Origin of the sequence: Streptomyces sp. NPDC090119 (assembly GCF_044747085.1) — a bacterium.
GTDB lineage: Bacteria > Actinomycetota > Actinomycetes > Streptomycetales > Streptomycetaceae > Streptomyces.
This window is the reverse complement of the sequence record NZ_JBIVDK010000007.1, coordinates 282317-297364: the sequence shown is the minus strand read 5'-3', so window position 1 is coordinate 297364 and position 15048 is coordinate 282317. Positions and strand designations below refer to the sequence as shown.

Sequence of the window (15048 nt, the reverse complement as noted above, 5' to 3'; positions counted from 1 at the left end):
CGATAGGGGCTGAACGGATCACTGCCCCGAACCCCGGCCCGGAACACCCCGCAGCGGAGCCCGCTCCCAGGCACCGTCCACCGGCCCGCCCTGGCCCCGCACCCCGGCCGCGCCGCCCGCCAGGTGGGACTGGAGCCGCAGATGCCGGAACTCGAAGCACGCGCCCGACCTGCGCAGCACACCCCGCCGGTGGGCGTCCTCCAGGAACGCCATCAGCCGCCACGGCAGCCGCCCGGTCGCCGCCAGCCACACCCGGGCCACCGCGAACCGCCCCCACGCGCTCAGCGCCAGCGCCGCCGCGCCCAGCGGCAGCCACAGCCGGGTCCCGACATGCGCGAGCCCGCCCCAGTCACCGGGCAGCACCATCACCGGCACACACACCAGCGCCACCAGCAGCGCCACCACCCCGGCCCGCGTGAACGACGCCGTCCGGTCCGTCCGCAGCGACGAACCGGGGCCGGTCGCCCGCATGATGTCCGACGGCACGCTCAGCGCCCGGTACACCCCGCACACACACCCGCCCACCAGCCCGATCAGCACGCCACTGGCCACGAACGGCGGCAGACACCGCGCCAGCAGCCCCGTCGCCGGACCCCGGGTGAGCCAGCCACGGGCGGGCGCGGGCAGCACGGACCGCAGATTCGCCGGATACGCCACCGTCGCCGGGCCGTCCGCGCCCGCCGGGCCGTCCGCGCCCGCCGTGCCGCCGGTGAGCGCCAGCCGCACCACGACGACGCCCTCCCGCGACTCGAACACCGTCCGCCGGGACGTGAAGGGCCGGCACTTGCGGTCCTTCAGCAGCGGGATCGTGCAGTCGGGCGGCTCGCCGTCGCCGGGGTAGGCGATGGGCCGGGCGCCGTCGCCGGGGATCAGCATGCTGCCGTGCAGCGGCCGCGAGGTGACCGCCGTGCGCACCCCGTCCCGTTCGGCGAACCGCCAGCCGTCGATGCGGCGGCCCGCCAGGTCCTCCGTACCGCCGGACTTCAGCACCGTCACCCCGACCGCCGCCAGCCCTGCGGCCGTGCACGCGGTGATCCCGATCAGCAGGGCAGCCGCGGTGCCCCGTACCGCACCGGCCGCGAAACGCCGGCTGATCCGGCCCGCGCGGTGCGGATGCTGGCCGTCCTGCCGGTGGGTGCCGCTCACCAGCAGCGACGTGCCCGCCGCCATGCAGGTGGTGCCGATCAGCGCGGTCCACGGATCGCGCGAGGAGTCCAGCAGCACCGACCCCGCCGAACCCGCCCCGCCCACCAGCAGCCCCGCCCCCAGCACGCGGGCCACCGCCCGGCCCGCCGCACCGCTCCACGGCAGGCTGAGCGGCACCGGGCGCCGGGGGAGCCCCGCGATGCCGAAGAACAGGGTGAACAGCAGCGAGAACAGGCAGCCGCCCAGCAGGTCCGGCATCCAGCCGTCGGTCAGCGTGCCGTAGCGGAAGCCGAACCGGAGATCGTCGGTGCAGGCGAACGCCGCCCACAACAGGCCGCTCACCAGCGCGGTCAGCAGCGTCTGCCGCAGGATGAACCGTCTGCTCGGCAGCCCCCCGTCACGCGGCAGCAGACAGGCGGCGCCGAACGCGAACCCCAGCGTCTGGCCGAACAGCGTCGCCCCCACCGAGACGACGTCCTCCGTCCGCGCCTGCCCGCTCACCACCCGCGCCACCATCACCGGGAGCACCAGCAGCGCCTGCACCGCCAGCGCCAGCAGCCCCGGCGTGTACACCCGCAGCGCGGCGGGCAGCATCGACTCCAGCTCCCACCACGCCAGCCGCCCCGTGTCGCGGTGCTGCAACGCCCGCGCCAGCACGGTGAGCCTGCGCTCCGCGTCCGCGGTGGCCCGCGGCCCGGAAGCGGCGAACGCGGCCGGGACGAACGCCCCGAGCAGATGCTCCTCGACCGAGGCCACCGTCGGGAAGCGCCCGGTGTCCAGCAGCTCCGAGGGGTCGCCGGAGGTGTCGCCGTAGACGGCACGGGCCAGCGAGACCATCAGGGGAGTGGTGAGCGCCCGCGCCGGAGCCGACCCGGGCCGCTCGGCCAGCTCCCGCAGCACGGGCGTCCATACCGTGGCCCGTTCGCCGTCCGCCGTGGGCCGGGGGCGGGCGGTGCGTTCCAGGTGGGACCCGGCCTGCGCCAGGTCCAGCGGCCGCAGCTCGATCACCTCGGCCGCGGTGAGCACGTCGCCCTCGGCCACCGCCGTCGCCCACGCCTCCTCGCGGCTGGTGAGCAGCAGCGGCAGATCGTCGTCCAGCTCGGCGTTGACCCGGCGTACGGCCTCCGCCCAGCCGGGGCGGGCCAGTTCGTCGAAGCCGTCCAGGACCGGCATGACCAGGCCCGAGTCCAGCAGGGCGCGGGCCAGGGTGCGCTGCCCGTCGGGGGCGGACAGCGGGGGATAGTCGGCGGCCAGCCGCTCGGCTAGCCAGTCGCGCAGCCCCGTACGCCAGGGGTCCCACCCGGCCAGCGGGACGATCACCGGGACCGGCCCGCCCGAGGGGCGGACGGCCAGCCGGCCGAGTACGAATCGCAGGGCCAGCACGCTCTTGCCGGACCCCGGGCCGCCCAGCACCACCAGGCGACGGCCGGACGGCAGCGCGGCGGAGTCCGGTACGTGCTCCACCACCGCGTCACGCGGAGCGGGCAGCGGCTGGGCGCGGCGGATGTTCTCCGGATGGTCCGCCAGCCGCCGGTCGGCCGGTGCCCAGCCCACCTCGATCGGCAACGGGTCCCGCAGCCGCCGGAACCGGGCCTCCGCCGCCCACTGGTCCCGGACGGCCTCGGCCAGCGCGTCCGCGGCCCGGCACCGGTCCTCGGCCGCCGACCGGAGCGGCGGGTCCCCGTCGCCGCGCAGGATGTCGGCCACCAGGGCCACCACCGACACGAACGCGCCGATCGCCGAGATCAGGACGCCCGCGACCGCCGCGTCCAGCCACCAGAACCGCAGGACCGCGGCGAGCGCGGCGAGCGCCGCGCCGCACGCGGCGAAACCGAGACGCCGCCGCGCCCGCGGAGTGTGCCAACCGCCTCGCATATGACCGCTCCCCGCACCTGGGCCTCGCCCCACTCCGCCGTCGCCGGTTCCATCGCTGTCTGAAAGATCCGTTTTAGCCGGAGAGTGGGTGGTAAACGCACGCTTTGAAACACGTTCGAGGGAGCGCGCGGAAGTGTTCGGGGGCGGATGGAAGTGCGCATACGCGTGCGGGGCGGTCCCGTCGATCCGGAACCGCCCCTGAGCACGCCTGCCACTGCCGGTGGCTACTGCCTGTCGCTACCGCTTCTTGTCGAGCACCTCACGCACCTGCGCGCGTATCTCGTCCGTGGCCAGGCCGCGGATGGTGAGTGTGGTGCGGCGGCGCAGTACGTCGTCCGCCGTCTCGGCCCACTCCTGGTCGCGGGCCCAGACGACCTGTGCCCAGATCTCCGGGGCGTCGGGGTGCACCCGCTCGGCCAGCTCGGGGTGCTCGTTGGCCAGCCGGGCGATGTCGAAGGCGAGCGAGCCGTAGTGGGTGGCCAGATGGCGGGCGGTGTCGGCGCCCATGCGCGGGCCGGGCGCCGGATGGTCCACCAGCAGCCGGTGCTCGACCGCGCGCGGGTTGGCGACACCGGGCAGCGGCAGCCGCTTGGGCAGCTCGGAGACCGGCTCGAAGTCGTCGCCGAGCGGCCGTCCCGGCAGCTCCTCCAGCTTCTTCAGCACGGTCCGCCCGATGTGCCGGAACGTCGTCCACTTGCCGCCCGCCACCGACAGCATCCCGCCCGGACCCTCGGTGACCACCGTCTCCCGCTTGGCCTTCGAGGTGTCGCCGGGACCACCCGGCAGCACCCGCAGCCCGGCGAAGGAGTAGGTGATGAGATCCCGCTGGAGCTGCTGGTCCCGGACGGAGAACGCGGCCTCGTCCAGGATCTGGGAGATGTCCGCCTCGGTCACGGACACATCGGCCGGGTCACCCTCGTACACCTCGTCGGTGGTGCCGAGCAGCAGCATGTCCTCCCAGGGCAGGGCGAACGTGATGCGGTACTTGTCGATCGGGGTGGCCAGCGCCGCCTTCCAGGGGGCGGTGCGCTTCAGGACCAGGTGCGCGCCCTTGGACAGCCGGATCGAGGGGGCCGCGTGCGGGTCCTCCATCCGGCGCAGGTGGTCCACCCAGGGACCGGTCGCGTTCAGCACCAGGCGGGCGTTCACGCCGAACTCCTCGCCGGTCAGCCGGTCCTTCAGCTCGGCGCCGGTGACCCGGCCGCGCGTGGTGCGCAGCCCGGTGACCTCGGCGTGGTTGAGGACGACCGCGCCCGCTTCGACGGCAGCGCGGACCGTCATCAGCGCCATGCGGGCGTCGTTCATCTGGTCGTCGCCGTACACGGCCACGGCCTTCAGGTTGTCGGTGCGCAGCTCGGGCACGTCCTGCGCGGCCTTCGACGGCGAGAGCAGATGCCCCACGCCGTCGCCGAACGCGGACAGCGCGGAGTAGGCGAAGACGCCCGCGCCGAGCTTGGCCGCGCCGTGCGGGCCGCCCTTGTACACCGGGAGGTAGAAGGTGAGCGGGTTCGCCAGGTGGGGGGCCACCTGGCGGGAGACCGCACGCCGTTCGAAGTGGTTCTCCGCCACCAGCTTCACCGCGCCGGTCTGCAGGTAGCGCAAGCCGCCGTGGAGCAGCTTGGACGAGGCGGAGGAGGTGGCACCGGCGAAGTCACCGGCGTCGACCAGCGCCACCCTGAGCCCGGACTGCGCGGCGTGCCAGGCGGTGGAGATGCCCAGGATGCCGCCGCCGATGACAAGAAGGTCGTACGACGCCCGGGCGAGCTGCTCCCTGGTCTCGGCCCGGCTCGGGAGGGAGCCGGAGGCCGGGTGCGCGCCGAGGGCAGGTACGGACTGCAGGGTGGTGGGACTGGTCATGTCGGGTACTAACTCCTCGTCGGAGCCGGACCTGGCGGCTGCGCCGGCCCGGTCAGCTCTCGTCCTCGAGCCAGCCCATGGTCCGCTCGACGGCCTTGAGCCAGCTCTTGTACTCACGGTCGCGGGTCTCCGCGTCCATGCGGGGGGTCCACTCGGCGGCCCGGCGCCAGTTGGCGCGCAGCTCGTCGGTGTTGGACCAGAAGCCGACGGCGAGACCGGCGGCGTAGGCGGCACCGAGACAGGTGGTCTCGGCGACCATCGGTCGGACCACGGGGGCGTCCAGCACGTCCGCGAGCTGCTGCATCAGCAGGTTGTTCGCGGTCATGCCGCCGTCCACCTTGAGGGTGGTCAGCTCGACCCCGGAGTCCTTGGTCATGGCGTCCGCGATCTCCCGCGTCTGCCAGGCGGTGGCCTCCAGGACGGCGCGCGCGAGGTGCGCCTTGGTGACGTACCGGGTCAGGCCCGCGATCACACCGCGCGCGTCGGAGCGCCAGTGCGGGGCGAACAGGCCGGAGAAGGCCGGTACGAAGTAGGCGCCGCCGTTGTCCTCGACCGAGAGGGCGAGCGTCTCGATCTCGGCGGCGGTGGAGATCAGGCCCATCTGGTCGCGCATCCACTGCACCAGCGAGCCGGTGACGGCGATCGAGCCCTCCAGGGCGTAGACCGTCGGCTGGTCCCCGATCTTGTAGCCGACCGTGGTCAGCAGACCGGCGTACGAGTTGATGATCTGCTCGCCGGTGTTCATCACCATGAAGGTGCCGGTGCCGTAGGTCGACTTGGTCTCGCCCTCGGAGAAGCAGGTCTGGCCGAACAGGGCCGCCTGCTGGTCGCCGAGCGCGGAGGCGACGGGGATGCCGCCGAGCAGTTCGCCGAGGCTGCCGCCGGTGATGTCGCCGTAGACCTCGGCGGAGGAGCGGATCTCGGGGAGCATCTGCGGGGGCACACCGATGGACTCGCAGATCTTCTTGTCCCACTGCATGGTGTGCAGGTTCATCAGCATGGTGCGCGAGGCGTTGGTGACGTCGGTGACGTGCTTGCCGCCGTCGACACCGCCGGTCAGGTTCCAGATGACCCAGCTGTCCATGGTGCCGAAGAGGATGTCCCCGGCCTCGGCGCGCTCCCGCAGCCCCTCGACGTTGTCCAGCAGCCAGCGGGCCTTGGGTCCGGCGAAGTAGGACGCCAGCGGCAGACCGGTCTCGCGGCGGAAGCGGTCCTGGCCGACGTTGCGGCCCAGCTCGCGGCAGAGGGCGTCGGTACGGGTGTCCTGCCAGACGATGGCGTTGTGGACGGGCTCACCGGTGTTCTTGTCCCACAGCACGGTCGTCTCGCGCTGGTTGGTGATGCCGATGGCCTTGATGTCGTCGCGGGTGATGCCTGCCTTGTCGATGGCGGAGGCGACGACCTCCTGGACGTTCGTCCAGATCTCGTTCGCGTCGTGTTCGACCCAGCCCGGCTTGGGGAAGATCTGCTCGTGCTCCTTCTGGTCGACGGAGACGATGCGGCCGTCCCGGTCGAAGACGATGCAGCGCGAGGAGGTCGTGCCCTGGTCGATCGCGGCGATGAACGGGCCTGCGGTGTGGGCGTCGGTCACTGTGTGCTCCTGGGAGATCCGAGGTGAGGGTGGCGGTGTGTACGGCGCTTACTCGAATGATCGGTGCTTTTGGCGCAAATCGTTACTCATCAAGCAAAAGCGACGTTGTAGATGCCCGCAGCGATCGCGCCGCCGATCAGTGGACCGACGACCGGCACCCATGCGTAGCCCCAGTCGGAGCCGCCCTTGTTGGGCAGCGGCAGCAGGGCGTGCACGATGCGCGGCCCCAGGTCACGGGCCGGGTTGATCGCGTACCCCGTCGGACCGCCGAGCGACAGACCGATCGAGACGACCACCAGGGCCGTGATCAGCGCGCCCACCGGGCCCAGACCGTTGCCCTCGTTGTTCAGGCCCTGCGTGAGGACCGCCAGCACCAGCACGATCGTGCCGATGATCTCGGTGAGAAGGTTCTGCACCGCGTTCCGGATCTCCGGGCCGGTGGAGAAGATGCCCAGCACCGGGCCTGCGGCCGCCTCCTGGGCCTCGACCGCCTTGGCCGTGTCCTGCGCGCCGGGCCCGCCGACGATCTCCCGGTCGGTGAGGTGCGCGTGGAACTGGCCCAGATAGGCCACCCAGACCAGCGTCGCGCCGATCATCGCGCCCAGCAACTGGCCGCCCCAGTAGGCGGGCAGCGTGCTGTAGTCGTGGTCCTTGATCGCCAGCGCGAGGGTCACGGCCGGGTTGAGATGCGCGCCGGAGAGGGGCGCCGAGGTGTAGACGGCCGTCAGAACGGCGAAACCCCACCCGAAGGCGATGGCCAGCCATCCGGCGCCGCGCGCCTTGGACGCCTTCAGCGTCACGGCGGCACACACACCGCCACCGAGCAGGATGAGTACGGCGGTACCTATGGTCTCGCCGATGAAGATGTCGGAGCTGGACACCCGCGACTCCTTTGTCATTGGTCCAGGGAAACCCGGCCCTTGGCGCTGCCCCACCCTAACGCGTAATACCGATAGGTGTTCGACAATGCCGACCGATGGACGGGAGTCTCGCTTTCGGCTCGCGCACGCGTCAAGGGTTCCGAGGGCGAAAAAAAGCACAGAAGGCAGGATCGTTACGGACGGGGGCACAGCAGACCCGCCCGCCGGACAAGGGTGTGCTCAGAAGCGGGCCGCGCCCAGGTCCCGGGACACCGCGCGGGCGCAGTCCCGCACCGCCGCGACCAGCTCCGGACGCGGCTCGCCGTCCCGGCACAGCCGCTCGACCGCGCCCGCGATCCCCACCGCGCCCACCGGCATCCGGCGCCGGTCGTGGATCGGCGCGGCGATCGACGCCACGCCCTCCCAGGTCTCCTCCAGGTCGGCCGCGTAGCCGCGCGCCCGGGTGAGGTCCAGGACCTGTTCGAAGTCCTCCGGCGCGCACACCGTACGGTCGGTGAAGGCCTTGCGGGAGGAGTCCAGCGCCTCGCTGTGCGCCACCGGGTCGTAGGCGGAGAGCACCTTGCCGAGCGCCGTGGAGTGCAGGGGCTGCATCGCCCCGATCTCCAGCACCTGACGGCTGTCGTCCGGGCGGAAGACGTGGTGCACGATCAGCACGCCCTGCTGGTGCAGCACCCCGAGGTACACGCTCTCCCCGCTGGAGCGGGCCAGGTCGTCGGTCCACACCAGCGCCCGCGCGCGCAGCTCGTGCACGTCCAGGTACGTGGTGCCCAGCCGCAGCAGTTCCGCGCCCAGCTGATAGCGGCCCGACGCCTCGTCCTGCTCCACGAAACCCTCGTGCTGCAGGGTGCGCAGGATGCCGTGCGCGGTGCCCTTGGCCAGGCCCAGCGACGAGGCGATGTCGGAGAGGCCGAGCCGCCGTTCGCCGCCCGCGAGCAGACGCAGCATCGCGGCCGCCCGTTCGAGCGACTGGATGTTCCGTGCCATCGACGTCCTGCCTCCGTCCGCATCGGCCACCGCCGAGCCATCCCACGTGCGTTCGGCAATGCCGAACATTACCTGTCCATGCCGATCTCCCGCCAACGAACAGGGCCGCGCCGGAACACCCGTCGGATTCCGGCCACGGCACCCGACCGGCCGGACTCCGCCATCCGCGTCCGTGTCGTGGACGCCTGTGCCCATCCAAGCCCACTGGCGGTTACTCTGGCGCCGTGCCCCACGCCAGGTCCGTCCTGGCCAGGCGCATAGCCGACAGCCGTCGCATCCAAGGGAGCCCCTTCATGGCCTCGTCGCCGACGTCCCCTTCCGCCGACAGCCGGACCCGTGCGTCCGCGCTCCGTCAGGCACTCGCCACCCGTGTGGTGGTCGCCGACGGAGCCATGGGCACCATGCTCCAGGCCCAGGAACCGAGCCTCGACGACTTCCAGCAGCTCGAGGGCTGCAACGAGATCCTCAACCTCACCCGGCCCGACATCGTGCGCTCCGTCCACGAGGCGTACTTCGAGGTCGGCGTCGACTGCGTCGAGACCAACACCTTCGGCGCCAACCACTCCGCGCTCGGCGAGTACGACATCCCCGAGCGCGTCCACGAACTCTCCGAGTCCGGCGCCCGCGTCGCCCGCGAGGCCGCCGACGCCTTCACCGCCCGCGACGGCCGCCCCCGCTGGGTGCTCGGCTCCATGGGCCCCGGCACCAAGCTGCCCACCCTCGGCCACGCCCCGTACACCACCCTGCGCGACGCCTACCAGCGCAACGCCGAGGGACTGGTCGCCGGCGGCGCCGACGCGCTGCTGATCGAGACCACCCAGGACCTGCTGCAGACCAAGGCCGCCGTCCTCGGCGCCCGGCGCGGCCTGGACGCCCTCGGCCTCGACCTGCCCGTCATCGTCTCCGTGACCGTCGAGACCACCGGCACCATGCTGCTCGGCTCCGAGATCGGCGCCGCGCTCACCGCGCTGGAACCCCTCGGCATCGACATGATCGGCCTGAACTGCGCCACCGGCCCCGCCGAGATGAGCGAGCACCTGCGCCACCTCGCCCGCAACGCCCGCATCCCGCTGGCCTGCATGCCCAACGCGGGCCTCCCCGTCCTCGGCAAGAACGGCGCGCACTACCCGCTGACCGCCCCCGAGCTGGCCGACGCCCAGGAGACCTTCGTCCACGAGTACGGCCTCTCCCTGGTCGGCGGCTGCTGCGGCACCACCCCCGAGCATCTGCGCCAGGTCGTCGAGCGCGTCCGCGACCTCACCCCGGCCGAGCGGCAGCCCCGCCCCGAGGCGGGCGCCGCCTCCCTCTACCAGTCCGTCCCGTTCCGCCAGGACACCTCCTACCTCGCCATCGGCGAGCGCACCAACGCCAACGGCTCCAAGAAGTTCCGCGAGGCCATGCTGGAGGCCCGCTGGGACGACTGCGTGGAGCTGGCCCGCGAGCAGATCCGCGAGGGCGCCCACCTGCTCGACCTGTGCGTGGACTACGTCGGCCGCGACGGCGTCAGCGACATGGCCGAACTAGCCGGCCGCCTCGCCACCGCCTCCACCCTGCCGATCGTGCTCGACTCCACCGAGGTCGACGTCATCCAGGCCGGGCTGGAGAAGCTCGGCGGCCGCGCGGTGATCAACTCGGTGAACTACGAGGACGGCGACGGCCCCGACTCCCGCTTCGCCAAGGTCACCCGCCTCGCCCAGGAGCACGGCGCCGCCCTGATCGCGCTCACCATCGACGAGGAGGGCCAGGCCCGCACCCCCGAGAAGAAGGTCGAGATCGCCGAACGGCTCATCGACGACCTCACCGGGAACTGGGGCATCCGCGAGGAGGACATCCTCATCGACACCCTGACCTTCACCATCTGCACCGGTCAGGAGGAGTCCCGCGGGGACGGCGTCGCCACCATCGAGGCCATCCGCGAGCTGAAGCGCCGCCACCCGGACGTCCAGACCACCCTGGGCCTGTCCAACATCTCCTTCGGCCTCAACCCGGCCGCCCGCATCCTGCTGAACTCCGTCTTCCTCGACGAATGCGTCAAGGCCGGCCTGGACTCGGCCATCGTGCACGCCTCCAAGATCCTCCCCATCGCCCGCTTCAGCGAGGAAGAGGTCCAGACCGCCCTGGACCTGATCCACGACCGCCGCGCCGAGGGCTACGACCCGCTGCAGAAGCTGATGGCGCTCTTCGAGGGCGCCACCGCCAAGTCCCTGCGCGCCGGAAAGGCCGAGGAACTCGCCGCGCTGCCCCTGGACGAACGCCTCAAGCGGCGCGTCATCGACGGCGAGCGCAACGGCCTGGAGGCCGACCTGGACGAAGCCCTCCAGGACCGCCCCGCCCTCGACATCGTCAACGAGACCCTCCTCGACGGCATGAAGACCGTCGGTGAGCTCTTCGGCTCCGGCCAGATGCAGCTGCCGTTCGTGCTCCAGTCCGCCGAGGTCATGAAGACGGCCGTCGCGCACCTGGAACCCCACATGGAGAAGTCCGACGCCGAGGGCAAGGGCACCATCGTGCTCGCCACCGTGCGCGGCGACGTCCACGACATCGGCAAGAACCTCGTCGACATCATCCTGTCCAACAACGGCTACAACGTCGTCAACCTCGGCATCAAGCAGCCCGTCTCCGCGATCCTGGACGCCGCCGAGGAACACCGCGCCGACGTCATCGGCATGTCCGGCCTCCTCGTCAAGTCCACCGTGATCATGAAGGAGAACCTGGAGGAGCTGAACCAGCGCGGCCTGGCAGCCGACTACCCGGTCATCCTCGGCGGCGCCGCCCTCACCCGCGCCTACGTCGAACAGGACCTCCACGAGATCTACGACGGCGAGGTCCGCTACGCCCGCGACGCCTTCGAGGGCCTGCGCCTGATGGACGCCCTCATCGGCGTCAAGCGCGGCCGCCCCGGCGTCCAGCTCCCCGAACTCAAGCAGCGCCGCGTCCGCGCCACCCCCGCCGCCGACCTCCCCGAGGAGCCCGTGCAGGAGGGCAGCGTCCGCTCCGACGTGCGCACCGACAACCCGGTGCCCGCCCCGCCCTTCTGGGGCACCCGTGTCGTCAAGGGCATCCAGCTCAAGGAGTACGCCTCCTGGCTGGACGAGGGCGCCCTCTTCAAGGGCCAGTGGGGGCTGAAGCAGGCCCGCACCGGCGACGGCCCCACCTACGAGGAACTCGCCGAGACCGAGGGCCGCCCCCGGCTGCGCGGCCTCCTCGACCGCCTCCAGACCGACAACCTGCTGGAAGCCGCCGTCGTCCACGGCTACTTCCCCTGCGTCTCCAAGGACGACGACCTGATCATCCTGGACGAGGACGGCAACGAACGGACCCGCTTCACCTTCCCCCGCCAGCGCCGCGGCCGCCGCCTCTGCCTCGCCGACTACTTCCGCCCGGAGGAGTCCGGCGAGCGGGACGTGGTCGGCCTCCAGGTCGTCACCGTCGGCTCCCGCATCGGCGAGGAGACCGCCAAGCTCTTCGAGGCCAACGCCTACCGCGACTACCTCGAACTGCACGGCCTCTCCGTCCAGTTGGCCGAAGCCCTCGCCGAGTACTGGCACGCCCGGGTCCGCGCCGAACTCGGCTTCGCCGGGGAGGACCCCGCCGACATCGAGGACATGTTCGCCCTGAAGTACCGGGGTGCCCGCTTCTCCCTCGGCTACGGCGCCTGCCCCAACCTGGAGGACCGCGCCAAGATCGCCGACCTGCTCCAGCCCGAGCGGATCGGCGTCCACCTCTCCGAGGAGTTCCAGCTCCACCCCGAGCAGTCCACCGACGCCATCGTCATCCACCACCCCGAGGCGAAGTACTTCAACGCCCGCTGACCGCGCTGACCAGGCCGATCGGCGGACACGCGCACACGACAGGCGCATCGTGCGCGGGCGACGTATGCTGGTCGGTCCACCGCAGGCCGGTTCCCTCTCCGGGAACCGGCCTGATCGTCCCTCAAGGAGGTGCGCCCGGATGACCAGCACGGTCCCCGCGCTCGGAACCCGAACGGCCGAAGGCTCCGCCCTTCAAGCGGTCCTCCTCGACATGGACGGCACCCTGGTGGACACCGAGGGCTTCTGGTGGGACGTCGAGGTCGAGGTGTTCGCCGCCCTCGGCCACGCCCTCGACGAGTCCTGGCGGCACGTCGTCGTCGGCGGCCCCATGACCCGCAGCGCCGGGTTCCTCATCGAGGCCACCGGCGCCGCCATCACCCTCGCCGAACTCTCCGTCCTCCTCAACGACGGCTTCGAGGCCCGCATCGGCAGCCACCTCCCGCTGATGCCCGGCGCCGCCCGGCTGCTCGCCGAACTCCACGAGCACTCCATCCCCACCGCCCTGGTCTCCGCCTCCCACCGGCGCATCATCGACCGCGTGCTGGCCACCCTCGGCCCGCACCACTTCACCCTCTCCATCGGCGGCGACGAGGTCTCCCGCACCAAGCCGCACCCCGACCCCTACCTCCTCGCCGCCGCCGGACTCGGCGCCGACCCGGCCCGGTGCGCCGTCATCGAGGACACCGCCACCGGAGTCGCCGCCGCCGAGGCCGCGGGCTGCCATGTGGTCGCCGTCCCCTCCATCGCCTCCATCGTCCCCGCCGAACGACGCACCGTCGTACCCTCGCTGGAACAGGTCGACCTGTCTTTTCTGCGCGGTCTGATGACGCTCACGCACTAGCCGTTCACCCAGCGTGCGAAAACAATGGTGACCAGGGGCGCAATTCCTTCCAGCGGCGCCCCCGGAGAGAATTCCGAACCGCCGGACCGGTTGAATTCCGGTATACCGGACCGCAGTTGACACTGTGACGTTCGCCACTCCCGGTGGCCTCGACAAGGCTGCCCCCGTGTGCAGAAATCCCCGTCGGGTGCGGGGCGCGCCAGCCCTTGTGTCCTGATTGATGGACCGTTGTACGAAACCTGCCACTGTCGGTTTTTCGGTGCGTCCACACCCGGTTTCACTGCGTGATGAACCCTCAACTCGGGCGGCCGCGAACCGCCCCGCGGGCGCGGACTAATGTCGACGCGACAACATCGCACCAACCCCCGTGATCCGCCGCGTCACCCCGCCTGCCGGGTTCACGGAATCGAACAGCTCTGGAGAAAGTCCCGCATGAACCGCAAGACTCTGGTGCTGCCGGCAGTGGCCGGCCTCCTCACGCCGGTTCTCGCCGCGTGCGGCGGAACCGACAGTGGGGCCAAGAACGGCGACCCCATCGTCGTCGGCACCACGGACCGGTTCACGGCCACGAGTGACGCCCCCGCGCCCCTCGACCCCGCCTACGCGTACGACGTCGGCACCTGGAACATCCTGCGTCAGACCGTGCAGACGCTGATGACCCAGCCCAAGGGCGAGGGCAACCCCGTCCCGGAGGCCGCCGAGAGCTGCAGCTTCACCGACACCGGCAACGAGCGCTTCGCCTGCAAGCTGCGCAGCGGCCTGAAGTTCGCCTCCGGCGACCCCGTCACCGCCGCCGATGTGAAGTTCTCCATCGACCGCGCCATCAAGCTCCAGGCCGACAGCGGTGTCGCCGCCCTGCTCAACACCGTCGACACCGTCGAGACGCAGGGCGACCGCGAGGTCATCTTCCACCTGAAGACGGCCGACGCCACCTTCCCCTTCAAGCTGTCCACCCCGGTCGCGGGCATCGTCAACCCCAAGGTTTACGCCAAGGGCAAGCTGCGCGACGGCTTCGAGGTCGACGGCTCCGGCCCGTACACCTTCAAGGCACAGGTCAAGGGCGACGCCATGACCAGCGCCACGTTCACCAAGAACCCCTCGTACAAGGGCAGTTCCGAGCTGAACAACGACAAGGTGGAGATCCGCTCCTTCGACGACGCCGACGCGATGGGCACCGCCCTGGACCGCGGCGACATCGACGTCATGAGCCGCACCATGTCGCCGGGTCAGATCCAGAAGCTCGACGGCGGCTCCGACGCGAACGCCGACCTCGTCGACATGCCGGGTCTCGAGATCCGCTACCTCGCCTTCAACACCTCCTCGCCGACCGTCAAGGACAAGGCCGTCCGTCAGGCCATGGCCCAGGTCATCAACCGCGGCGAGCTGGTCTCCAAGGTCTACGGCACCCAGGCCGAGCCGCTCTACTCCCTGGTGCCCGCCACCCTGACCGGCCACTCCAACTCGTTCTTCAACAAGTACGGGGACCCGAGCGCCGCCAAGGCCAAGCTGTTGCTGGCCAAGGCCGGCGTCACCGCCCCGCTCAAGGTGACGCTGCACTACACCACCGACCACTACGGCTCCGCCACCAAGCAGGAGTTCGAGGTCCTCCAGAAGCAGCTCAACGACAGCGGTCTCTTCGACGTCACCATCCAGGGCCACCCCTGGGCCACCTTCCGCCCCGCGGAGCAGAAGGGCCAGTACGACGTCTACGGCATGGGCTGGTTCCCCGACTTCCCCGACGCCGACAACTTCCTGGCGCCGTTCCTCGACAAGGACAACTTCCTCGGTTCGCCGTACCGCAACAGCGACATCGAGCGGACGCTGATCCCCGAGTCCCGCCGTGAGGCGGACCGCCTCGACGCCGCCAAGAGCCTCACCGACATCCAGGACACCGTCGCCGAGGACGTCCCCGTACTGCCGCTGTGGCAGGGCAAGCAGTACGTCGCCGCACGGGACGACATCACGGGCACCTCGTACGCCCTGAACTCCTCCTCGACGCTTCAGCTGTGGGAGCTCGGCCGCGGTGTGAGCGGCTGACGTCTCCCGTACCCGGAGCCGCGC

General features: G+C 71.4%; 8 protein-coding genes. 3 read left to right on the top strand and 5 right to left on the bottom strand.

Annotated features, from left to right (window positions below; all coding sequences use genetic code 11):
• Positions 1 to 18: 18 nt before the first annotated feature.
• From ACIPPM_RS28535 to ACIPPM_RS28515, 5 genes are all read right to left on the bottom strand, one after another.
• Entirely contained in the window at positions 19 to 3021 is a 3003-nt protein-coding gene (locus ACIPPM_RS28535) for a hypothetical protein (protein WP_401452905.1), read from the bottom strand.
• 237 nt (positions 3022 to 3258) lie between these two features.
• Complete coding sequence (locus ACIPPM_RS28530; RefSeq protein ID WP_401452903.1) at positions 3259 to 4878, bottom strand: FAD-dependent oxidoreductase; 1620 nt, start codon at positions 4876 to 4878, stop codon at positions 3259 to 3261.
• A 52-nt stretch (positions 4879 to 4930) separates the two neighbouring features.
• Entirely contained in the window at positions 4931 to 6469 is a 1539-nt protein-coding gene (gene glpK, locus ACIPPM_RS28525) for a glycerol kinase GlpK (protein WP_393596388.1), read from the bottom strand.
• 89 nt (positions 6470 to 6558) lie between these two features.
• Positions 6559 to 7350, bottom strand: a complete 792-nt coding sequence (locus ACIPPM_RS28520) for an MIP/aquaporin family protein (protein ID WP_401452901.1) — start codon at positions 7348 to 7350, stop codon at positions 6559 to 6561.
• A gap of 219 nt (positions 7351 to 7569) precedes the next feature.
• Complete coding sequence (locus ACIPPM_RS28515) at positions 7570 to 8334, bottom strand: IclR family transcriptional regulator (RefSeq protein WP_393915893.1); 765 nt, start codon at positions 8332 to 8334, stop codon at positions 7570 to 7572.
• 293 nt (positions 8335 to 8627) lie between these two features.
• Here ACIPPM_RS28515 and metH point away from each other — a divergent pair, with 293 nt between their 5' ends.
• From metH to ACIPPM_RS28500, 3 genes are all read left to right on the top strand, one after another.
• Positions 8628 to 12146 carry a methionine synthase gene (metH, locus tag ACIPPM_RS28510; protein ID WP_401452898.1) on the top strand — a complete coding sequence of 1173 codons (3519 nt, stop codon included), beginning with the start codon at positions 8628 to 8630 and terminating at the stop codon, positions 12144 to 12146.
• Positions 12147 to 12285: 139 nt separating this feature from the next.
• Positions 12286 to 12987 carry an HAD family hydrolase gene (locus ACIPPM_RS28505; RefSeq protein ID WP_401452896.1) on the top strand — a complete coding sequence of 234 codons (702 nt, stop codon included), beginning with the start codon at positions 12286 to 12288 and terminating at the stop codon, positions 12985 to 12987.
• A 432-nt stretch (positions 12988 to 13419) separates the two neighbouring features.
• Positions 13420 to 15024, top strand: a complete 1605-nt coding sequence (locus tag ACIPPM_RS28500) for an ABC transporter substrate-binding protein (RefSeq protein ID WP_401452894.1) — start codon at positions 13420 to 13422, stop codon at positions 15022 to 15024.
• The last annotated feature ends 24 nt before the right edge of the window (positions 15025 to 15048 follow it).

What these genes read in the sequence shown, in the direction of transcription:
- ACIPPM_RS28535 (WP_401452905.1), bottom strand. Translation starts at nt 3,021, where the DNA reads ATGCGAGGCGGTTGGCACACTCCGCGGGCGCGGCGGCGTCTCGGTTTC.
- ACIPPM_RS28530 (WP_401452903.1), bottom strand. Translation starts at nt 4,878, where the DNA reads ATGACCAGTCCCACCACCCTGCAGTCCGTACCTGCCCTCGGCGCGCAC.
- ACIPPM_RS28515 (WP_393915893.1), bottom strand. Translation starts at nt 8,334, where the DNA reads ATGGCACGGAACATCCAGTCGCTCGAACGGGCGGCCGCGATGCTGCGT.
- metH (WP_401452898.1), top strand. Translation starts at nt 8,628, where the DNA reads ATGGCCTCGTCGCCGACGTCCCCTTCCGCCGACAGCCGGACCCGTGCG.
- ACIPPM_RS28505 (WP_401452896.1), top strand. Translation starts at nt 12,286, where the DNA reads ATGACCAGCACGGTCCCCGCGCTCGGAACCCGAACGGCCGAAGGCTCC.
- ACIPPM_RS28500 (WP_401452894.1), top strand. Translation starts at nt 13,420, where the DNA reads ATGAACCGCAAGACTCTGGTGCTGCCGGCAGTGGCCGGCCTCCTCACG.